This is a genomic window from Nocardia pseudovaccinii NBRC 100343 (assembly GCF_001613225.1).
Taxonomy (GTDB): domain Bacteria; phylum Actinomycetota; class Actinomycetes; order Mycobacteriales; family Mycobacteriaceae; genus Nocardia; species Nocardia pseudovaccinii.
In genome coordinates, this window is sequence record NZ_BDBY01000070.1 from 1 (window position 1) to 20700 (window position 20700).

The 20700-nt window shown below is 66.1% G+C and carries 18 protein-coding genes; 11 read left to right on the top strand and 7 right to left on the bottom strand.

All coding sequences use genetic code 11. The features are described 5' to 3' along the window. Positions 1-84 precede the first annotated feature (84 nt). Positions 85-1680, top strand: coding sequence for a GMC oxidoreductase (locus NP3_RS07945; protein WP_084508315.1), 1596 nt, complete (start codon positions 85-87; stop codon positions 1678-1680). Between the two features lie 36 nt (positions 1681-1716). Here NP3_RS07945 and NP3_RS07950 read toward each other — a convergent pair whose 3' ends face one another. After that, positions 1717-2322 (bottom strand): TetR family transcriptional regulator, encoded by a 606-nt coding sequence (locus NP3_RS07950; protein WP_218024823.1) that lies wholly within the window; start codon positions 2320-2322, stop codon positions 1717-1719. Between the two features lie 134 nt (positions 2323-2456). On the opposite strand from NP3_RS07950, the gene NP3_RS07955 reads away from it, so the two are divergent. After that, positions 2457-3728, top strand: a complete 1272-nt coding sequence (locus NP3_RS07955) for an amidohydrolase family protein (RefSeq protein ID WP_063039269.1) — start codon at positions 2457-2459, stop codon at positions 3726-3728. A gap of 4 nt (positions 3729-3732) precedes the next feature. On the opposite strand, the gene NP3_RS07960 is transcribed toward NP3_RS07955, so the two are convergent. Further along, on the bottom strand, positions 3733-4482 hold the full coding sequence (locus tag NP3_RS07960) for an enoyl-CoA hydratase-related protein (protein WP_063039272.1): 750 nt from the start codon (positions 4480-4482) through the stop codon (positions 3733-3735). A gap of 356 nt (positions 4483-4838) precedes the next feature. On the opposite strand from NP3_RS07960, the gene NP3_RS07965 reads away from it, so the two are divergent. Continuing rightward, positions 4839-7286: a CaiB/BaiF CoA transferase family protein gene (locus tag NP3_RS07965; protein ID WP_063039273.1), complete on the top strand. Its 2448-nt coding sequence runs from the start codon at positions 4839-4841 to the stop codon at positions 7284-7286. A gap of 5 nt (positions 7287-7291) precedes the next feature. Here the strand turns inward: NP3_RS07965 and NP3_RS07970 are convergent, their stop codons facing one another. After that, positions 7292-7975 carry a TetR/AcrR family transcriptional regulator gene (locus NP3_RS07970; protein WP_063039275.1) on the bottom strand — a complete coding sequence of 228 codons (684 nt, stop codon included), beginning with the start codon at positions 7973-7975 and terminating at the stop codon, positions 7292-7294. Between the two features lie 163 nt (positions 7976-8138). Here NP3_RS07970 and NP3_RS07975 point away from each other — a divergent pair, with 163 nt between their 5' ends. From NP3_RS07975 to NP3_RS08000, 6 genes are read left to right on the top strand one after another with little or no spacing between them, the layout of a single operon-like run. Beyond that, on the top strand, positions 8139-9263 hold the full coding sequence (locus NP3_RS07975) for an amidohydrolase family protein (protein ID WP_063039277.1): 1125 nt from the start codon (positions 8139-8141) through the stop codon (positions 9261-9263). Between the two features lie 4 nt (positions 9264-9267). Continuing rightward, positions 9268-10479, top strand: a complete 1212-nt coding sequence (locus tag NP3_RS07980; protein ID WP_063039279.1) for a thiolase C-terminal domain-containing protein — start codon at positions 9268-9270, stop codon at positions 10477-10479. Beyond that, a complete protein-coding gene (locus tag NP3_RS07985) occupies positions 10476-10910 on the top strand; it encodes a Zn-ribbon domain-containing OB-fold protein (protein WP_063039281.1) in 435 nt (144 codons plus the stop codon). Before NP3_RS07980 ends, NP3_RS07985 begins: the two co-directional genes overlap by 4 nt. 3 nt (positions 10911-10913) lie before the next feature. After that, positions 10914-11129 carry a hypothetical protein gene (locus NP3_RS07990; protein ID WP_063039283.1) on the top strand — a complete coding sequence of 72 codons (216 nt, stop codon included), beginning with the start codon at positions 10914-10916 and terminating at the stop codon, positions 11127-11129. 39 nt (positions 11130-11168) lie between these two features. After that, a complete protein-coding gene (locus NP3_RS07995; protein ID WP_063039307.1) occupies positions 11169-11993 on the top strand; it encodes a mycofactocin-coupled SDR family oxidoreductase in 825 nt (274 codons plus the stop codon). Between the two features lie 24 nt (positions 11994-12017). After that, a complete protein-coding gene (locus NP3_RS08000) occupies positions 12018-13481 on the top strand; it encodes an aldehyde dehydrogenase family protein (protein ID WP_063039285.1) in 1464 nt (487 codons plus the stop codon). 50 nt (positions 13482-13531) lie between these two features. Here the strand turns inward: NP3_RS08000 and NP3_RS48955 are convergent, their stop codons facing one another. The 3 genes from NP3_RS48955 to NP3_RS08015 are packed head-to-tail and all read right to left on the bottom strand — an operon-like array spanning position 13532 to position 17090. Continuing rightward, entirely contained in the window at positions 13532-14254 is a 723-nt protein-coding gene (locus NP3_RS48955) for an ABC transporter ATP-binding protein (RefSeq protein WP_063039287.1), read from the bottom strand. Next, a complete protein-coding gene (locus NP3_RS48960) occupies positions 14251-15057 on the bottom strand; it encodes an ABC transporter ATP-binding protein (protein ID WP_063039289.1) in 807 nt (268 codons plus the stop codon). The genes NP3_RS48955 and NP3_RS48960 overlap by 4 nt, the downstream gene beginning before the upstream one ends. Further along, positions 15054-17090: an ABC transporter permease gene (locus NP3_RS08015; protein ID WP_063039291.1), complete on the bottom strand. Its 2037-nt coding sequence runs from the start codon at positions 17088-17090 to the stop codon at positions 15054-15056. Before NP3_RS08015 ends, NP3_RS48960 begins: the two co-directional genes overlap by 4 nt. A gap of 190 nt (positions 17091-17280) precedes the next feature. On the opposite strand from NP3_RS08015, the gene NP3_RS08020 reads away from it, so the two are divergent. Then, positions 17281-18525: an ABC transporter substrate-binding protein gene (locus NP3_RS08020; protein WP_063039293.1), complete on the top strand. Its 1245-nt coding sequence runs from the start codon at positions 17281-17283 to the stop codon at positions 18523-18525. A gap of 50 nt (positions 18526-18575) precedes the next feature. Further along, positions 18576-19274: a DUF8020 domain-containing protein gene (locus NP3_RS08025; RefSeq protein ID WP_063039295.1), complete on the top strand. Its 699-nt coding sequence runs from the start codon at positions 18576-18578 to the stop codon at positions 19272-19274. A 350-nt stretch (positions 19275-19624) separates the two neighbouring features. On the opposite strand, the gene NP3_RS08030 is transcribed toward NP3_RS08025, so the two are convergent. After that, positions 19625-20695: an enoyl-CoA hydratase-related protein gene (locus NP3_RS08030; protein ID WP_245720853.1), complete on the bottom strand. Its 1071-nt coding sequence runs from the start codon at positions 20693-20695 to the stop codon at positions 19625-19627. Positions 20696-20700: the final 5 nt, after the last annotated feature.

Consider the following 20700-nt stretch of genomic DNA (forward strand, 5'->3'; position numbering starts at 1 on the left):
AAATCCACTGCCGCGCGGCCGGTATTCCTTGCTCTCAACATCCGCGCGGGATCCGATCCCCGCGGTCTGGAGGTCGATCAATCTATGTCCGCATTCACACGCCGGTCGTTTCTCGGTGGCACCGCCGGTGCCGCAATCGCATTGGCGGGTACGGGAATTGCCGCCGGTAGCAGCGGTATCGCGACAAACATGAGGACGGTCCCGCTTGTTCGCGAAGACCATCGGGTCATCGTGATCGGGACCGGATTCGGCGGCGGTGTCACCGCGCTGCGCCTAGCCCAGGCCGGAGTACCGGTGTTGATGCTGGAGCGCGGATTACGCTGGCCGACCGGTCCGAACGCGGAGACGTTCCCGCATGCCACGTCTCCGGATAAGCGCATTCTCTGGTACGAGTCCGCGCCGGAGTTGTTCGGTAAGCCCGTGGCGTTCGACCCGTATGCCGGACTGCTCGAGACGGTATCGGGCGACAATATGACAGCGCTGTGCGCGGCCGGTGTCGGCGGCGGATCTCTTGTGTACCAAGGCATGTCGCTGCAGCCGTCGCAGGCCGCGTTCGCCACGCAGTTCCCGGACGGCCTGGATTGGCCGACGATGAACCGCGTCCACTATCCCCGCGTCGCGCAGATGTTGCAGCTCGCTGTCGCCCCGGACGAGCTGATCGCCAGTCCGAACTATCAGGCCGTCCGAGTCTTCGAACAGCACGTGCGCAAAGCCGGTTTGCCAGTATCGAAGATTCCGATGCCGATCGATTGGAATTTCGCGCTCGCCGAACTCCGTGGCGAGATGAAACCTTCGTATACCAATGGCGACGGTGCGCTCGGCGTCAACAACGGCGGAAAGCACTCCGTCGACGTCACCTATATCGCCGCCGCGGAGGCCACCGGCCGGGTACAGGTGGAGATACTCCACCATGTCACCGCAGTCGAGCGCGCCAAAGACGGACGCTGGACCGTTTACGTCGACCGGACCGACTCCTCCGGCACGGTGCTGGAGAACAAGATCCTCACCGCGGGCACGCTGGTCATGGCCGCCGGGAGTCTCAACACCACCAAATTGCTGGTGCGGGCCAAAGCGAAGGGAAGTATCCCGGATCTGCCGGACGGTCTCGGCACGGGTTGGGGTACGAATGCCGACCGCATCTACACCTGGACCTGCCTCGACAGCGATCTCGGCTCACCACAGGGCGGACCGGTCGTCTACGGCAGTCTGAACTGGGACGATCCCACGAAAGCGGCCACGGTCATCCAGGCATCGATCCCACCGGCGGGCATAGATGCGCGCACCACCATGCTGGTCGGCTACGGCGTGAGCAATGCGCGCGGCCGCTTCGTATACGACTCGGGCAAGGACGAGGCCGTGCTGCGCTGGCCCAAGGACGGGGACGCGGTGATCCAGAACGGCACCATCGGTCCGCTGGTGCAGAAGATCGCCGGTCCCGCAAGCGTTCTCGGCGATACGAACCTGGCGGCGCCCTCCACCTGGCACCCGCTCGGCGGTGCGAATATGGGCCCGGTCTGCGATCTGGAAGGCCGCGTGCACGGACAGCGCGGGCTCTATGTGCTCGACGGTGCGCTGATCCCGGGTAACAGCGCGGCCTGCAATCCATCGATGACAATCGCCGCCGTCGCCGAACGTGCACTCGACAAGCTCGTGGCACAAGACGTCGGTTCGATCATCTGAACACCCGGCGGGGTCGTGCCTCAGAGGGCGACCCCGCTAGTGCGCGCGCCCGTTGCGAGCCGACGAGAACGCGTCGAATCCTTCATCGAGCAACTGCGCCAGATCGAGTTCGCCATTGGATGCCGACCAGCGCTCGACGGCGATATTCAGACAACTCGTCGCGGCGGCGACCTTGATCTCCACCGAGATCGGGACCGGCCCCGACACGCCTGCCCGCTCGGCCAGCGCCGCTGTCAGAGCCGGTCGCCAACTGTGCTGTTTCTCCAGCTGCCGCCCGGACAACTCCGGGGTATCGAAGATGAGTCGCGTCATGGCGAGCGCGGCGACCGGGTCCTGCAGATAGAACTCGATGACCCCGGCCAAGGCCCGGCGCAGCGCCGTCCAGTCGTCCTCCTCGGCGGGCCGGGCGCGTAGCGCGTCCGCGAACTGGTCGGCGTGGGCGTCGAACGCGCTCAGCACCGCTTCCTCTTTGCTGCCGAAGTAGCGCAGGAGAGTGCTGCGGGATACCCCGGCAGCCGCGGCCATGTCATCCACGGTGACGTTGTGGAACCCCCGCTCACGGGTCAGCTCATAGGCGACCTGTGCGAGGTCGGCTCGCACTGCGGCGCGGGCGATCATTCTCGTGCGCTTGGTTCCGCTCATGGACATGACGCTACCCTTTGCAATTTCGTGACATAATTGAGCGCTGCGCGCTACTCTGACACTCAGTCTCACTAATGAGGCCAAGTCTCTACTCGCGCCGGTGCGCGGAACTGTCAAGAAAGCAAGGTGTCAACGTGTCGGATTTCTTCGTCGTATCGGGCGATACGCACATCATCGAGCCGGTCGACCTGTATAAAACCCGGCTGCCCAAACATCTTCGGGACCGCGCACTCTGGGAGGAGGAGTTCACCCTCGACGAGCCGATCGTGGCGGGCGGGCACACCGAGTTCAAGAAGCTGCACACGGTCGGGTTCGACGGTTGGACCATCTCCAAGTACCGGCAGCTCGGCGGTCGGACACCGGACGGCGAGCCGGAGAACATCATCCGGGATATGGATCTCGACGGCGTCGACGCCTCGGTGATGTTCCCGAATCTTTCGCTGTTCGTCCTGTTCACCGACGACCACGAACTGTCGATGGCGCACGCGCGCGCGTGGAACGACTATGTCGTCGAACGGTATCTCCCGTACAAGGATCGGATGCGCCCCACCGCGGCGATCCCGCTCACCGATATCCCGGACGCGGTCGCCGAGATCGAGCGATGCGCGCGCATGGGATTGGGCGCACTCCTGCTGCCGGAGATCCCGCCGCTGCCCTACTGGTCCCGGGAGTACGACCCGGTGTGGGCGGCCGCGCAGGCGCACGGGTTGCCGGTGTTCTTCCACGTCGCCACCGGTGGAGTAATGGTCAAGGAGTCGGTGTCCGAAACGGCGACCACCGTCAAAGGCCTGATGACAGCCATGAACATGGGCAAGGGACAGCTGACCGACGATATGGTCGCGGGCCGGACCATGGGCGGCGGGAACACCGCATCGGCCAGCCCCCAGGCGATCATCGCATCGCTCATCGGCGGCGGTGTGTGTGAACGATTCCCCGACCTGCACTTCAACCTCACCGAGTTCGGTGCGGGCTGGCTGGTCTCGTTCATGGGCATGATGGACAAATCCTGGCGGACCGGCATCGGCCAGGACGCCGATTGGTGGCTCGGATTCTGGGACGACTCCCGCCCGCCGACCGACCAGCCGACCATGGGAAGGCTGTTCGCCATCAATGGGAAGTGGCCCTACCCGCTCTCGCCCAGCGAATACCTCCAGCGTCAGATCCATGTGCAGTTCGCGGACGACCCGGTAGCCGTCAAGGCCCGCCACATCACCGGTATGTCGACCGTCATCTGGGGCAACGACTACCCACACGCGGAAGGCACCTTCCGCAGCAGCAAGGAGTGCATCGACTTCAACTTCGCCGGGGTTCCCGACGACGAGCGGGCGATCATCCTCGGCGGCACTCTGGCCGATGTCGTGGGCTTCGACAAGAGCGTGAAGAAGGCCCCGGTCAACGTCGCCTGACTGGTCAGCGCCCCCGCCACTGCGGTGGGCGCTTTTCCAGGAATGCGGCAACACCTTCTTTCAAGTCTTCGCTGCGCATTACCCGCGCTACGGCTTCGGCGGTGGCGTCCCAGCCGTCGGCATCGGACGCGTCGTGCTGAGACGCGATCGCCGCCAGGGTCGCCCCGATCGCCACGGGCGACGAGGCGCAAATGTCATCGGCGAGTTCCAGTGCCGTATCGAGTGCGTGGCCCGCTTCGGTAACGCGGTTCACCAGCCCGAGTTGGTGAGCGCGTTCGGCGTCGAATACGGCGCCGGTGATCAATAACTCCTTGGCGATGTGCAGCGGCAGGGCGCGCAGTGTGCGGAAGAGCGCGCCCGAGGAGGCGACCACACCGCGCCGGGTCTCCGGCAGCGCGAAACGGGCTGTGCGCGAAGCGACTACGAGATCGCAGGCGAGGACGATCTCGAGACCACCACCGAAAGCAGGCCCCTCGACGGCCGCGATCAGCGGTTTCGCCCGGCGGCGGCGAATGATGCCGTACTCCCCGCCCCGTTCGGTGCCGCCGCCCGCACCGTCCCTGAGATCGGTGCCCGCCGAGAACACCGATGCGGTCCCCGTCAGTACGCCGACCCAGAGCGTCGGATCGTCCTCGAGCAGATTCAGCGCCGCGTCGATGCCGTCGGCGACCGCTCGATCGATGGCATTGCGTTTCTCCTCGCGATCGATCCGAACCACGAGCACCCTGCCCCGGCGTTCCTGGCGGACAGTCATCGAATCGCCCTGTTCGCGGGGATGGGCGTGGCCGAGTTAGTCGCGCCGTTCATGCGGGAATCCTATCGCCGATCAGCATAATGAGGCCACCTCTACATTGATCCTGCCAGCAAGTTACTGAACTCATTGTAATTAGTACACCCATTAGCTAACGTGACCGAAGTCGGTGACACGACCGGGCGCTTGGCCGCCCGAGTGCCGCTGACCGAGAAGCAGCCGTGGCGATCATCCCGATCGAGCGGGCAAAGTTCGCGACGCCATCGCCGTTGCCGCTGGAGCAGGACTACATGTTCGCCGTCGGCCGTTGAATGTCACCCGTGGCGAAAATCCCTGTGTCTCTTGGATTGTGAGGACCAATGACAAGCGCTACCCCTGCCGAGGGCCCACTCGCCGGACTCGTCGTCGTCGACCTCTCGACGACGCTGCCGGGTGCACAGGCCACGCAGTTTCTCGCCGACGCGGGAGCCGACGTCATCCTGGTGGAGCCGGTTGGCGGCAGTCCGCTGCGGCGGGATCCGGGCTGGCCGGGCCTGCTGCGCGGAAAGCGCGGTGTCACACTCGATCTCGGCAGCGAGACGGGCCGCAGCACACTGAGCGGGCTGTTGCGCAAAGCCGATGTACTGGTCAGCACCATGCGACCGATGGCGGCGGAGCGATTGGGTTTGACGCCCGAGCAGTTGGCCGCGCGGTATCCGCGGCTGGTCACGGCGATGATCACCGGCTGGGGCTCGCGCGGACCGTGGGCGCACTACAAGGGCTATGAGGGCCTGATCATGGCCAAGACCGGCGTTTTCCACTCCAAACGCCAGCTCACCATGGGCCCGGATCCGGCGTTCGTCTCGGCGCCGTACGCATCGTTCGGCGCGGCCCAGGCGGCGGTCCACGGCATTCTCGCGGCCCTGATCGAGCGCGAGCACAGCGGACTCGGCCAGGTCGTGGAGTCGAATCTGGTGACGGGCGTGGGGGCGCACGATCCGTACAACTGGTTCTTCGAAATGATCCTGCACCGCTACCCGGATGCCTTCGAACCGCTCGTCGCGGCATTCGACGAGCAGGGACGACCACAATCCCGGCTGATGTATGCCCTGCTCAGCGCCGTGACGAAGGACGGCACCTGGTTGCAGTTCGCGCAGACCTCGCCGCGGCTGACGCAGGCGTTCCTGGAAGAGCTCGACCTGTGGGCCGAGCTGGCCGATCCCAAATGGGAAGGCTTTCCGACCATGCCCGATCCGAATCTGCGGTTCGAGTGGTGGAACAAGATGCTGTCGAAGGTCGAGGAACGCACGCTGGACGAGTGGCGGCAGGTGTTCGAGACGACCATGGACGTATTCGGCGAACAGTTCCGCACACCCGCCGAAGCGCTCGCGCATCCCCAATTGGTGCACGAGGGCCGCGTGGTCACCGTCGCGGATCCGCGGCTCGGTCCGGTCCGGCAGCCGTCCTCGCTGGTGCATGCGAATGGTCGCGCGCTCACCGAGATCCGGCGCGCCCCGCAGCTCGGCGAGTACGACCAGGAAATACAGCAGTTCGCCGACGAGGACGCGAAACCGTCGACCGCCGTCGGCGCGGACGAGGCCCGACGGTATCCGCTCGAGGGGGTGACCGTACTGGAACTGGGCTCGATGTACGCCGGACCGTACGGCGCGACGCTGCTCACCGACCTCGGCGCGCGCGTGATCAAAATCGAGCCGCTCGACGGCGATTTGATCCGCTGGCTGATGGCCTTTCCCGAGGCCGGTGGCGCGAAGGTCCTGCAGGGGAAGGAAAGCATCGCCATCGATCTCGGTTCCGAGGCGGGCCGGGAGGTGGTGCGGGACTTGGTTCGTGGATGCGATGCGGTACTGCAAACCTTCCGCGCCGGGGTCGCCACCCGGATGGGCGTCGACGAGGCGTCGCTGAAGTCGATCAACCCGGATCTGGTCTATGTGCACGCTCCCGGCTACGGGATCGACGGCCCTTACGCCGCCCGACCGGCTTATGCGCCGTCGATCGGTGCGGCGTCGGGGATTTCGCTGACCGACGCGCCGATGGCGGGCCGATCCCCCGAGGATCGCGCGGAGTCGCTCCGCAGCGCCCGTGAGTTGTACTCGGCCAGTGCCGTTCCCGCGGTCCAATGCGATGGAATCGCCGCTCTCGGAGTGGCGTCGGCACTGCTGCTCGGGCTCTGCGCGAAGCGTCGTGGGTTCGCGATGACCGAGTTGGTCACCACCATGCTCGCCACCAGCACACACGCACTGATCGCGCGCAATACGAGCTACGCCGGGCGGCCCGAGATGTCGATCGTCGACGCCGAGTTCCGCGGACTCGGCCCGCTCTATCGGATGTACGCCGCAGCCGATGGCTGGGTATTCCTCGCCGCCCCGGCGGAGCACGAGTGGGAGCCGCTGGTCGAGGCGCTCGGCCACGGAGCACTCGCCGACGAACAGTTCGCGACATCGCAAGCGCGAACAGCCAACAGCGAGGCGCTCGCGGCGGCACTCAGCGAAATCTTCGCGGAGCGCACCAAAGACGAGTGGGAAACCTATCTCACGGCGCGCGACGTCGGTTGCGTTGCGGTCGCCCAGGAGTCGGCCGAGTGGCAAATGCAGACCGACGAGTTCTACAACGCGGGCTACGCCGTGGACGCGGTCAGCCCGATATTCGACGAACATCGGCGGCTGGCACCGCTCAACCGGTTCTCGCGGTCGTCGGTCAAGTCCGACGCGGGGTGCACCATCGGCGAGCACACCGATGCGCTACTGCGTGAGGTCGGGTACGACGACGCTCGCATCGCAGACCTGCGCGATAAACAGATCGTGGGCTGAAACGCTTACGTCGCGGCCCGTGCCTCCGACTCCAGCAGCGCACGGGTCGACGGCGAGAGTGGCGCGGTCAGCATGCCGACCCAGCCGTCGACGTAATTGTTGAGCTGCGCCTCACTGATCCGCTGTCGGCTGCGCGCGTGCTCGCCGAGCAGGTTGAGCACGCTGTTGTAGAGCTGCACCCGCCGACCGCGCTGTGCTCGATCGGGCATGCCGCCGAGTGCGGCCGGGACCAATTCCTCGAGCACGTCGACCGTGGTGTCCTTGATATGTCCCGGCCAGTATTCGGCGTGCGCGCGGGGATTCTCGCTCAGCCTGGCCAGAAACGGCACGAACATCTCACCGGCTCGGATGCTCTCGACCAGCGGGCGCACGATCACCCAAACCGCTGCCCGTGGATCGTCGGCTGATCCGTCGGCACGCGCCTGCTCCACCAGTGCGGCCCGGCGTGCGTCGATGGTCTGGTACCGGAAAGTGATCAGCGCCTGGACCAGTCCGGCCTTCGAGCCGAAGTGGTACGTGATGACCGACGAATTCGACTGACCGGCTTCGAGCTGGATCTCGCGCAGCGTCACCCCCTCCACCCCACGCACGGCGAAGAGTCGCTCGGCCGTCGTCATCAGCAATTCGCGAGTGGCCTCGCCTGTGGTGTGCCGTCGTCTGCTGCCAGCGGTCTCTGCGCCTGTTGACATGGGTCCCCATTCTCGTCGGGTGGCCGCCCGATGCCCATGTTCGCCGAAGCCCCGCTTACTGCGCAAACCCAATTTCTAATGGCATATCATTAGAAATTGACGTAGCATCCGATTCGAGACCTACCTGCCGCGGCGCTCGCGGCCCGAGCTTCAGAGGACCCTCATGCCGAAGATCTGGACCAATTCCGGCGACTCCCACTTCCTCGAACCGACCGACCTCTGGGAATCGCGACTGCCCCAACGGCTCGCGGAACTGACGCCGAAGTCCGAGCGGGATCCCGACGGCGAGTACGAGACGGTGCACGTGGACGGACAGTCGTTCCGACGCAAACTGCCGAGTTCGGTGGCCGTGGAGTTCCTCGAGGCGAGCCGCAAGGCGCAGGGCATCCGCGATGCGCGAGCGCGGCTGCGGGATCTGGACCAGGAAGGCGTCTGGGGTGAGGTGATCTTTCCTTCGCTGGGGATGTGGGCATCGACGTTCCGGACTCCCGAACTGCTCCGGGCCTGCATGCGGGCCAGCAACGAATGGGCACTCGAGGAGATCGCCGCGGTATCGGACCGCTATGTCGTGACCGCCCAGGTGCCGACGCTGGTGGTCGAGGACGCGATCGCCGAACTGGAATGGGCGGCCGAGCAAGGCTTTCGCGCGGTATTCCTGCCGACCACCCCGCATGCCAGCGCACCCGACTGGCATCGATCGGACTGGGAACCGTTCTGGGATGCGGCCGAACGCGCGCGCATGGTGCTGGCCTTCCACATCGGGACGGATCCGGTGGATATGACCAGCGGCGGCGCGGGCGTGGTCTACCGCGGCCCGGGCGGCGCGGTTCTGAACTACGCCGAATCGACCTTCTCCGGTCAGCGGGCCGCCATGAAAATGGTCGCGTCCGGCGCGCTCGATCGACATCCGGATCTGAAGGTGCTGATCTCCGAGGGCGGCGCCACCTGGATCCCGTTCCTCGGCGATCGCATGCTCGAGGGCTACCGGCAGCACCACATGGCGGTGCGGCCGAAACTCGCGCGCGATCCGAAGCAGACCTTGATGACGCAGGTCTACGCCTCGTTCCAGCACGATGAGACCGCGGTCGCCGCGTATACGGCGATGGGCTATCGGAACGTGATGTTCGGTTCGGACTACCCGCATATGGAAGGCACCTTCGGCCACACCCAGGACACGCTGAAGTCGCTGTTCGACGGTGTCTCGGACGAGGTCCGGCTGCGCATAACGCAGGGCGCGTTCTTCGAGCTGTTCCCCCATGTTCCGCCGATTCCAGCCGACGAGGTGTGAGCCGATGGCCAGCGATACAGGATTGCGTGACGTCGCGATCGTCGGCGTGGGAGCCACGCCCTACTACCGGCGGGGTGAATCCGCGGGCAAGAGCATCGTCCAACTCGCGGGCGAAGCCATCCTCGCCGCTTGTGCGGATGCCGGGCTGTCGGTGCGGGATATCGATGGTTTCGCGTACTACTCGGGCGCGGGCGCCGGGTACGGCGACAAGATGGAGTCCGTCGACTTCATGGAGACCCTGGGCATCCCCGAAATCCGTTTCTCGGCGTCGCTGACATCCGGTGGCGGCGGGTCCGCCGGAGCGATCGGCCTGGCCCGGGCGGCCATCGTTGCCGGTGACGCTTCGGTCGTCGTCACTGTCATGGCGCTGCAGCAGCAGAAGCAACGCCTCGGCACCGTGATAGCGGCCAAGCCGGTCAGCCCGGTCGGGTCCTTCCTGCAGCCTGCCGGGCTGGCTGGTCCGGGCCACCTGATATCGGTGCTGGCCCGGCGTCATATGCATCAGTACGGCACCACCAGGGACGCGTTCGCCGAAATCGCCATGTCGACCAGGCAGAACGCGCTGAATCGACCCAAGGCGATGAAGCGGACGCCGCTGACCAAGGAGCAATATTTCAGCGGGCGCATGATCGCCGAACCGCTGTGTGTGTACGACTTCTGCCTGGAGACCGAGGGCGCGGTCGCGGTGATCACCACCTCGATCGATCGTGCTCGCGATCTACGCCAGCAGCCGGTGCCGGTGGTAGCCGTCGCGCACGGCGGCACCCGGGATTGGGGCCGCGCCTTCTCGTGGTTCGGCATGCCGGAGGAAAGCTTCGCCTCGTCCGGACATAAACCGATCGCCGGGCGGCTGTACAAGCAGGCGGGGATCACCGCACAGGACATCGATGTGGCGCTCATCTACGACCACTTCACCCCGATGGTGCTGATGCAGTTGGAGGATTACGGATTCTGCGAGAAGGGCGAGGGCGGGCCGTTCATCGAGAGCGGCGCGATTCGGTACACCCCGCGCAGAAAACCGGGAACCATCCCGGTGAACCCGCACGGCGGACAACTCTCCGAGGCGTACATCATCGGCATGACCCAGATCGTCGAGGGCGTCGAGCAACTGCGCGGCACCGCGATCAACCAGGTGGCCGACGCCGAATTCGCGCTCTGCACCGGTGGACCCGCCAGCCTGCCGGTGAGCGGTCTGATCCTGGGGCGTGACCGATGAACGCCGCGCGCCTGGCCACAGCGCTTCCGCCGGACTTCGTCGCGATCACCACGGACTCGGTGACCGAGCCGTTCTGGCAGGCGGCGAAGCAGCGGCGCCTGGTCGCACCGCAATGCGCCGACTGCGCGACATTTCGGCTACCGCCGACGCCGTTCTGCCCGGAATGCCTGTCCACCACGGTGGACTGGCCCGAATTATCCGGCCGCGCAATCGTTTACAGCTTCGCCGTGGTGCACAGCTTCCCCGGATTGCCGGACGTGACTCTGGTCCCGGCCGTTGTGGAGTTGCCCGATGCCCCCGGCGCCCGCTTGGTCACGAACGTCATCGATATCGAACCCGAGCAGGTGCGGATCGGCATGGAGCTCATCGTCGACTTCCATCCGATCAGCGACGGCTGGCTCCTGCCGGTATTTCGGAAAGCCGAGGAGTGAGCAATGGACGACGAATACGAAAGCGCGCTCGAAGAGAAGCCGCTCGAATTCCTGACCAGCATCGCGAACAGCGGCGGGTCCTGCGATGGCCAGGCGATCGTCCCCGACGGCGAGCACTACCGGTGCTGGTGCTCCTGCGGCGAATGGACGATCCAGGCGCCGACGCAGCGGGAAGGCCTGCGTCTCGCCCGTGCCCACACCGGCAGTACGCCGAGCTGATCGGCGGCACTCATGAACAGCCAGAAATATGGAGGTGCAATGGCATCGGACAACAAGGTCGCATTCATCACCGGTGTCGCCCGCGGGCAGGGACGCGCGCACGCGGTGAAGCTCGCGTCCAAGGGCATGAACATCATCGGTCTCGATATCTGCGACGACATCGCGTCGATGGACTACTCGAACGCCTCTGCGGATGACCTGCGGGCCACCGTCAAAGCAGTCGAAGAGGTCGGCGGCGCGATCGTCGCCGAACCGGGCGATGTCCGCAGTTCCGCCGATTTGCAGCGGGTGCTCGATCTGGGCCTCGAGCGTTTCGGGCGCGTCGATGTGCTGCTCGCGAATGCGGGGATCGTGCACCTATCCGAAGGCGGTGACCGCGACCGCATCTGGACCGACATCATCGATGTGAACCTGACCGGCGTATGGCGCACCATCGAGGTGGTGCTTCCGGCAATCCGTGCCGGTGGGCGCGGGGGCTGCATCGTGATCACGAGTTCCTCGGCCGGTATCAAAGGGGTCGCGAGCGATAAGGCCGGGGCCCAGGCCTATACCGCCGCCAAGCGCGGCCTGGTGGGTCTCATGCAGGTGCTCGCCAACCAGTACGCCGCCGAAATGATCCGGGTCAACACCATCCACCCGACGGGGGTGGTTTCCGGCATGACGCAGAACCCGGTCATGGCGGCGCTGCACGCGCAGGCGGCCAGCGGTGACAAGAACACGATCAGCCAGATGCAGAACGCCCTGCCGATCGACATCCTGCAGGCCGAGGACATCGCCAATGCCGTCGCGTGGCTGGTGTCCGACGAGGCGGCCTACCTGACCGGAGTCCAGCTACCGCTCGACGCCGGATTCACCATTCGCTGAATTTCACCCATCACGGAGGTATGAATGCCCACGATCGCTCCCCGAGTCCAACTTCGCTACGGGGATACGGTCCTCGACGCCGGGTCGGGCGGCGTTTTCGAACATCGCAATCCCTATACCGGCGAAGTTCAGGCGCGAATTCCCTTGGCCGGTGCGGCCGAAATCGATGCGGCCGTCGAATTGGCTGCCGCACAGGCGGATTCGTGGCGGCGCTGGACGCCCGAGGCGCGGCGCGATGTGCTGACGCGCTTCGCCGACCTGTTGATCGAACACCGTCAGGATTTCGTCGATCTGCAAGCGCTCGACGGCGGTACGCCACTGCACTTCGGGCGGCGGATCATCGACAACTCGATCAGTTGGGCGCGCTACTACGCCGGATGGTGTGACAAGTTGTCCGGCGAACTGATCTCGACCCTCGATACCCGCGAGTACTTCTCCTACACCGCGCCAGAGCCGTACGGCGTCGTGGGCATCATCGTCACCTGGAACGGACCGGTCATCTCCCTCGGCATGAAGGTGGTACCGGCGCTGGCGGCCGGAAACTGCGTCGTGGTGAAACCCTCGGAGTTCACTCCCTTCTCCCCTGATCTGTTCGCCCAACTGCTGCGCGAAGCCGGTGTGCCGCAAGGAGTTTGCACCATCCTCACCGGTGGCCCGGAGGCCGGAGCCGCCCTGGTTCGGCATCCGAAGGTGGCGAAGGTGAGTTTCACCGGCGGGCCCGTCGCGGCGCGCCAGATCATGCACGCGTGTGCCGACCAGCTCAAACCCGCGGTGCTGGAGTTGGGCGGTAAGACCGCGAGCCTGGTGTTCCCGGACGCCGGAGACCTCGAGGCCGTGGCCAACCGCGCCGTGCGCGACTGCATCGGAGTACTGGCGGGCCAAGGCTGTGCCGTGCCGAGCCGTCTGATCGTGCACGAGGACATCTACGACGAGCTGGTCGAACGGGTAACCGCCATCGCGGCCACCTACAAGGTGGGCGATCCGTTCGATCCGGAGGTCAAGGTCGGACCGCTCATCAATGCCGCCGCCGTCGAGCGGGTGTGCGGCATGCTCGACCGCGTCCGGCGTGACGGCGCGGGCCGAATCGTGCTGGGCGGCAACAAGGCAGGCGGCGACCTCGCGGACAAGAACTTCGTGGAGCCGACGATCATCGTCGATACCGATTCCGACCACGAGATCGCGCAGACGGAGATCTTCGGCCCGGTGCTGCTGGTCTTCAAGTTCTCGACCGATGACGAGGCCGTCGCGTTGGCCAACAGCACGCCCTACGGGCTCGGCGCGAATATCCAGTCGACAAACCTCACCCGGGTGCACCGACTCGCCGAGCGACTGAGCGCGGGCGGCGTCTACGTCAACGGCGCGCGCCAGAACCTCCCGCATACGCCCTTCGGCGGCGTCGGGATCAGTGGTTACGGCCGGGAAGGCGGACGGGCCGGGATCGACGAATTCCTGCGCTACAAGACGGTTTCCATCATCGAGCCGGAGTGATCCGAGAAGGGGCCGAGGCTATGCGCCTCGGCCCCTTCTCTAGGTACACCTCAAGCTGCGGTGGCGTCACCGAGATAGCCGCGCAGCAGTTCGTCACCGGCCTGGTCGGCGGCACCCGACCAGGCGATACGCCCGCGCTGCAGGATGAGACAGTGATCGGCGAAAGCCAGTGCGCGACTGGCGAACTGCTCGATCATGATCACCGCGACACCGGCCGCCCTGGCCCGCTGCAGGCTCTCGAAGACCACATCGACCATCTTCGGTGCCAGACCGAGCGACATCTCGTCGGCGATCACCAACCGCGGTTCGACCATCAGCGCCCTGGCCAGCGACAGCATCTGCTGTTCACCGCCGGACAGGGTGCCCGCGGCCTGGCGCTGCCGTTGCCGCAGCACGGGAAAGATCTCGAAGGCATGATCGATGGCCGCGGCTCTGCGCCGCCGGTCGGCCGCGGTGGCCATGCGCAGATTCTCCAGCACCGTCAGGGTCGGGAATACGCCGCGGCCTTCGGGCAGATGCACCAGGCCCGCGCGCCGGATCCGGTCCGGCGGCGCGCCGGTGATGTCGCGGCCGTCGAGTTCGACGGTTCCGTCCACCGGTGCGACGAGCCCGGACAGCGCCCTGGCCAGCGTGCTTTTTCCGGAACCGTTCGGCCCCAACACGGCGAGCGCGCTGTTCGGGTGCACATCGAAGGTCACGCCCTGCAGTGCCTGCGCGGCGCCGTAGCGGACGCTCAGGTCGCGGACGGCGAGTAAGGCAGATGTGGTGGTCATGCCGAGGTCCTTTCCTCGTCGGGGCCCGCGCCCAGATACGCGGCGCGCACGGCCGGATCCGCGCGGACCTCGCCCGGGGTTCCTTCGCTGATCTTGACGCCGAAGTCGAGCACATGGACGACATCACTGAGCCCGAGCACCAGATCGACATCGTGCTCGACCAGCAGCAGCGATACGCCGTGGTCGGCCACGACGCGGCTGAATGTGCCCGCGAGCTCATCGGTTTCGCGTGCGTCGAGCCCCGACGACGGCTCGTCGAGCAGCAGCACATTCGGATCGACGGCCAGTGCCCTGGCGATCTCGACGAGCCGACTGGTACCCAGCGGCAGCCCGGCCACCGGCAGATCGGCGTGCCCGCTCAGTTGCAGTGCGGCGAGGATCTCGTCGACCCGTCGGTCCTCGTCGGCGGGGGCGCGGCGGAAACCGCCCGCCGTCACGAGGTCGGTCCACATCCGGCTGCGTGCGTGCCGGAGCCGGTAGCCGAGCACCACGTGTTCGCGGACGGTGAGCCCAGGGAACAGTTCCGGATGCTGGAAGGTGCGGGCGAGACCGCGCCGGGCCCGCGACTGCGCACTCGCCTTGGTGACATCGTGACCGTCCATCAGGACGGCGCCGGAGCTCGGTTTCAGCAGTCCGGACAGCACCGCGAACAAGGTGCTCTTGCCCGCGCCGTTGGGGCCGACGAGACCGACGATGGAAGCGGGTGGGACCTGGAGGTCGACGTCGTTGAGGGCGATGAGTCCACCGAAGCGGACGGTCACACCCTTGGCCTCGATCCGCGGTGGGGTTGGGTCGGTGCTCATGCCAGGTCTCCCGGGGTCAGCTGTGGTTCCTCGACGCGCTCGCGGGATTGCTCCGCAGCCGGTGTCGTCTCGGAACCGGTTGTCGCCTTTGATATTTCGGAGCTTTCATGGGCGGGACGCCGCCGCTGCCACCAACGAATGACATCGTCGAGCTGCCGTGCGTGCATGGCGACGATCCCGTCCGGATTGCGGGCGAGCATGATCGCGCCGAAACCGAACATGATGACCGGGATCTCGGCCCAGCTCGTCGGCAGGTAGGTCTGGAACACGCTGGGCAGCACGGCGAAGGCCACCCCCGCGACCAGCGCGCCCATGATCGACCGCGAGCCCAGGGTGACCAGGACGGCCAGCCAGACCAGACCGGTGAACGCATTGAACGAATCGGGCAGTGCCGACTGGTAAGTCAGCGCGAGGAATCCACCGCCGATCGCCGCGACGAACGTCGCGAGGGCCGATACCAGCACCTTGATCGGAAGAATGCTCAGGCCCAGCGTGCGCGAACCGGGTTCGCTCCACCGGACCGCGGTCACCGCGAGTCCCGCGGTCGAACGCCGTAGATTGACCACGAGCAGACCGAGCCCGACGAACACCACCAGGGCGAGCAGAGCGAATGTCGCGTTGTCCGCGGCCCATTCGGGGCGCGGCATGTAGATGCCCTGGCCGGAGTTGTAGAACCGGTCCCGCATGAAGATCAGGTTCTGGGCGAGCAGGCCGAAGGTCAGCGTGACCAGGGCGACGTACAGGTTGCCGAGGCGGATCGTGAGCAAGCCGAGGATCACCCCGATCGGCACGATGCACAGCGCACTGACCAGGACCGCCACCAGCGGCGACCACCCGGAATTGGTGGTCAGATCGGCCGCGAAGATGGCACCCAACCCCGCGAAAGTGATCTGACACAGCCAGATCATGCCGCCCTCACCGGTCACCAGTGTGAACGACAGCAGCGCGATCGCGAGCGCGATACCCGCACCGACCAGACCGGCCCAGAAGTCCTCGAGAACCAGGGGCAGTACCGCGACGATGACCAACGTGACCACGGCCGCGACGAGCCCGGCCGTCGGCCGGGTCCGCCCGGTGCGTGACCCGCCCGAACTACCGGGCGCTCCGGCATTGGCCGTGCGGATCGCGCGATCGAGCGCGCCGCCCGCCGTGGTGTCGCCCGCCTGTCCACGCACCGCGTAGTACAGCAGGAAGACCAGCATGAACATGAACGGGATGCTCGGCACGATCTGCGCCGAGAACGGGCTCTGCGGGTCGAGGTAGCGCTGGATGACATTGGTGACCACACCCATGGCGAGCGCGACCGAGACGGCCATCGGCAGACTGCGCAGCCGCGCCGCGACCACCGCCGCGAAGGCGGCCGACATCAATGAGGTCATGCCCTCGACCGTGAGTCCCGCGGTCGGCGCGACGAGCACACCGGCAAGTCCGGCTAACAGTGCACTGAATGCCCATACGCCGAGCGATACCCGGGTCGGGCTGACTCCGGACATCGCGGTCAGAGCTTCGGAGTCGACCAGGGCCCGAACCCGCAGGCCGATATCGGTATACCGGAGCAGCCCGGTGCCGACGAGCAGAACCACCGCCAGGCCCGTATAGGTGATCACCTGGTTCATATCGACGACCGCCCCGAATACGTGGAATATCCGCAGCGGTTGGGGAGCCAGGCCGGGCGCCGTGGTGTTCACCAGGTGTCCCAGCACCAGGTTGACCAGCGGTGGCAATGCGACCGACAGGCCGATCGTCGCGACGATCTTGACCAGCGGTGAGCGCAGCCGCAGGTAGCGGAAAAGCAACGCGTAGAGCGCGATGCCGAGAGCCGGGCCGAACAGCCCGATCGCGACCACGGCCGCGAGCGATATCGACCACCCGTGTTCGACGTGCAGGAAGTAGTAGAAGCGGGCGACGGCGAAGGCCATGGCACCGAAGGCGAAGTTGAAAACGCCCGAGGAAACGTAGGTCACGACCAGCGATGCCGCGGCGATTGCGTAAATCGCGCCGAGGGCTAGCCCGGCGAGAACGTAGGAGAGCAACGGTGAGGCCCCTAACCAGTTCGACGCTCTGAAGGTATGGGTAAGAGTGCGCTAATAGCGGGTCAGCGTCAAGGATTTTGTCCGGATTCTTCTTGAAAACCGGATACAAAGGGTACTGAATATGCTCAACTGTAGCCCTCATAGCCGTCCGGGCATCGAAGCCGGACCGGCGATAGCTAGAGGAGTGCAGATGCGCAGAGTCGGTGCGATCGCAGCATGGGTATGCGCCGCAATGTTTTTGGTTCCCGCGTGCGGCAGCGGCGGCCCGGCCGATACCAGTGGGCCGATCAAGGTGGGCGTGCTGACCTCGCTCAGCGGCGCCGCGACCGCCAACTACGCAGGTACCGAACCGGGAGTGAAAGCCCGCTTCGCCGCATACCAGGCGGCGAACGGCAAGTGCGCGGCGCGCGGCTTCGACGTCGTCATGGGTGATGACCAGTCCACGCCGCAGGGCGCGTTGACCGCGGCACAGAAGTTGGTGCAGCAGGATCACGTCTACGCGGTACTGCCGGTGAGCACGTACTTCTACGGCGCGGGGCAGTACGCGGGCACCCAGGCGAGCAAGACGCCGTTCCTCGGCGCAGGCTTCGACGGCGGCGAGCAATGGTTCAACCCGAAGTACGACAACCTATTCGCCGCGACGGGTGGTACCGACTACAACAAGACCGCGACGACCCTGGGTGACTACTGGAAGAAGATCGGCGGAACCAAGGCCGCCGTGCTCTCCTACAACACCCCGAGTGCCACGAAGTCGGCGGAAGGCGCCGCACTGTCGGCCGAACACGCCGGGCTGACGCGCGGCTATGTCAACATCCGCATTCCGTTCGGGACCACCGATGTCGGTCCCTACGTCCTCGGCATCAAGGAATCCGGCGCCGATGTGCTGTACGCGCCGGTCATTCCGGATACCGGGTTCGCGCTCATGACCGGACTGCGGCAGGCCGGGGTCGAGATGAAGTCCGTACTGCTGGCCACCGGCTACGGGGCGGATCTGCTGAAGTCGCCGCCCGCGATCGCGGCGGGCCAGGGCGTCGGCTTCATGACTTCCTTCGCACCGACGGAAATGAATACCGAAGCGACCCGGGCGTTTTCGGCGGCGCTGAAGCAATACGCGGGCTCGGAGACCGGTATCCCGTCCTTCTCGATGGCGGTGGGCTGGGTCAGCGCCGACCTGCTGATCGAGGGGCTCGAGAAGGCCGGTTGCAACGCCAGCCAGGAACAGTTGATGTCCGCGCTGCGTACCGACAAGACCTGGACCGCCGGTGGGTTGTTCCCGAAGCCCGCCGATTTCGAGAACCGCGGCTCCTACTCGGTCGGCTCCCCGGGCAACTGCACCTTCATCTCCATCCTGCGCGGCGACAAGTTCGTGCCGGACACGAATGGCGCTCCGGCCTGCGGCGAGCAGATTCCGGATCTGAAGGTCGTGCCGAAGTAGACGTCCCTCCACATCGAAGTCCGAGGGATCCGAAAGAAAGAGAACACAGGATGAGGAAAATCGCAGCCACCGGTGTGTTACTGGCAACCGCGCTGGCCGTCACCGCACAGGCCGGTGTCGCCGCACCACAGGCCGACGACGGCGTCCATTACACGACGAACGTCACCGACAAATCCACGATCATCAGCACCGATGCCGGTTCGATGGCCGTGGAAGACGGGGTGTTCAAGATCAAGGCAGCCAATGGGGTCACCCTCGCCGGTGCCGAATTGGCTTTCCGGGTAGACGATTTCGTCTTCCCGATCGCCGCGGAGATCACCGATCGCACCGCCACACTGACCCCGCAGTTCGATCGTGAACACGCGGTGTACAAGCCGGTCGCCCTGCCCTACGAGGACCAGGCCCCCTGGAAGACCCCCTACGACCGGGAACAGGCCGCGTTCGGCCGAATGTTGGGCACCATCACGATGGGTGCGACCATCGGCTCATTGGTCGGCGGCATCAGCGGCGGGGCAGTCGGCTGTGTCCTGGGCGGCATTGCCGGTGCCACCGTCGCCTCGGCGACCATCGTCGGATTGTTCGGTGCGTTCATTCCCGCCGCGGCCATCGGCTGTCTCGGCGGAATCGTGGCCATCGGTGCACTGGGCACCCTGGCCGGACAGATTCTGGTGACCGCGCCGATCGCGATCATGGCGGCCGTCCAGTACTTCACCACGATCAACTCGCCGATGCCCGCACCGGCGAAGTGACCGAAATCCGAAGGCCTGTCAGCAGATAGACAGGAACGCCCGCATCGTCAGAGCGAGCACTCTGGCCGCCACAACCAGAGTGCTCGCCTGATCGATGACGCCGATCAGTGCGATTGGCGTACTCGAAGCCCCGTACCTCGCCGCCAGGCGAGGTACGGGGCTTCTCTCGAGCCGGTCTTATCGACTCGATCGACCGTATTCGGGGTAATCACCGCGAATCGGCCTAGGTGAGCCGCGCTCGCTCACAGTGGGAGGGTTTCGACAACCGGCTGTTGTTCGTCCGAGGAGTACCACCCCGAGTGATGCACGGGCCTTGGGCGCGAATCTTCACAGGGTCGGTTGTCGCACAGTTACTTTCGGTTGGTCCGAGCCGCGAACCGGCGCGCCACGTCCATCACATCCGAACGCCAGCGCAACTTCGCCCGCGCCTCCAAGGCGAGGGCATGGGCCAGGCTGGTACCTTCACCGTCGGCAAGCAGTTCGAGTGTCCCCGCGACGGCATCCGAGTGGGCGAGGCGGATCAGATCCGCGAGCTCCCAGGCTCGGTCGAGCAGCCGATCGTGTGGGACGACCTCGTTCACCAGCCCCACCGCCAGCGCCCGTGCCGCATCGATCCGCTCCCCCGTCAGCATCATCTGACGCGCCAGCCGCACACCCACCGCACGGGGCAACAGTGCGCTCATCCCCCATCCCGGCGGCAATCCGATCGCGGCGTGCGTGTCGGCGAAACTCGCATGTTCCGAAGCGATGAGGAATGAACACGAAAGCGCCAATTCCAAAGCGCCCGTGTAGCACAACCCGTTGATCACCCCGAGTACCGGCGTGCGGGCCGCCCGCACCACCGCCGCCGGATCGGTGCGCGCCCCGCGCGGCGATCCGGCACCGTTGCCCAGCGCCTCCTTCAGGTCGATACCCGCCGAGAATGCCGGATCGGTACCCGTGAGCACGACCAACCGGGTCGCCACATCGGCATCGGCGGCGCGCATCGCCGCGATCAATGCTCGGCGCATCGCGATCGTCATGGCGTTACGCACCTGCGGCCGGTCCAAGGTCAGCCACAGCACACCGTCCACCCAGCGGCAGTCCAGGCCCTCGGTACTCAACTCCTCGGCGTTCAGCCCACGAGCGTCGAGCCGACCGGCATCCATCCCACAGCCGTCCAGCCCACCGGCATCCATCCCACAGCCGTCCAGCCCACCGGCATCCACCCCACAGCCGTCCAGCCGACCGGCATCCAGCCCACCGGCATCCACCCCACAGCCGTCCAGCCGATCCAACCCACCGGCATCCAGCGTGTCTGCATCCAACCCACCGACGCCCAACCCACCGGCATCCGGCCCGTCGACGCCCAACCCCGCGGCATTCAGCCGATCAGCTCCCGACCCCGCAGCGCCCAGTCCTTCGTTCGGCCTCTCGATCACGGCCG

Bases quoted from the DNA above. Each gene is read 5' to 3' on its own strand.
- NP3_RS07945 (WP_084508315.1), top strand. From the start codon at position 85: ATGTCCGCATTCACACGCCGGTCGTTTCTCGGTGGCACCGCCGGTGCC.
- NP3_RS07950 (WP_218024823.1), bottom strand. From the start codon at position 2,322: ATGAGCGGAACCAAGCGCACGAGAATGATCGCCCGCGCCGCAGTGCGA.
- NP3_RS07960 (WP_063039272.1), bottom strand. From the start codon at position 4,482: ATGACTGTCCGCCAGGAACGCCGGGGCAGGGTGCTCGTGGTTCGGATC.
- NP3_RS07965 (WP_063039273.1), top strand. From the start codon at position 4,839: ATGACAAGCGCTACCCCTGCCGAGGGCCCACTCGCCGGACTCGTCGTC.
- NP3_RS07970 (WP_063039275.1), bottom strand. From the start codon at position 7,975: ATGTCAACAGGCGCAGAGACCGCTGGCAGCAGACGACGGCACACCACA.
- NP3_RS07975 (WP_063039277.1), top strand. From the start codon at position 8,139: ATGCCGAAGATCTGGACCAATTCCGGCGACTCCCACTTCCTCGAACCG.
- NP3_RS07980 (WP_063039279.1), top strand. From the start codon at position 9,268: ATGGCCAGCGATACAGGATTGCGTGACGTCGCGATCGTCGGCGTGGGA.
- NP3_RS07985 (WP_063039281.1), top strand. From the start codon at position 10,476: ATGAACGCCGCGCGCCTGGCCACAGCGCTTCCGCCGGACTTCGTCGCG.
- NP3_RS07990 (WP_063039283.1), top strand. From the start codon at position 10,914: ATGGACGACGAATACGAAAGCGCGCTCGAAGAGAAGCCGCTCGAATTC.
- NP3_RS07995 (WP_063039307.1), top strand. From the start codon at position 11,169: ATGGCATCGGACAACAAGGTCGCATTCATCACCGGTGTCGCCCGCGGG.
- NP3_RS08000 (WP_063039285.1), top strand. From the start codon at position 12,018: ATGCCCACGATCGCTCCCCGAGTCCAACTTCGCTACGGGGATACGGTC.
- NP3_RS48955 (WP_063039287.1), bottom strand. From the start codon at position 14,254: ATGACCACCACATCTGCCTTACTCGCCGTCCGCGACCTGAGCGTCCGC.
- NP3_RS48960 (WP_063039289.1), bottom strand. From the start codon at position 15,057: ATGAGCACCGACCCAACCCCACCGCGGATCGAGGCCAAGGGTGTGACC.
- NP3_RS08020 (WP_063039293.1), top strand. From the start codon at position 17,281: ATGCGCAGAGTCGGTGCGATCGCAGCATGGGTATGCGCCGCAATGTTT.
- NP3_RS08025 (WP_063039295.1), top strand. From the start codon at position 18,576: ATGAGGAAAATCGCAGCCACCGGTGTGTTACTGGCAACCGCGCTGGCC.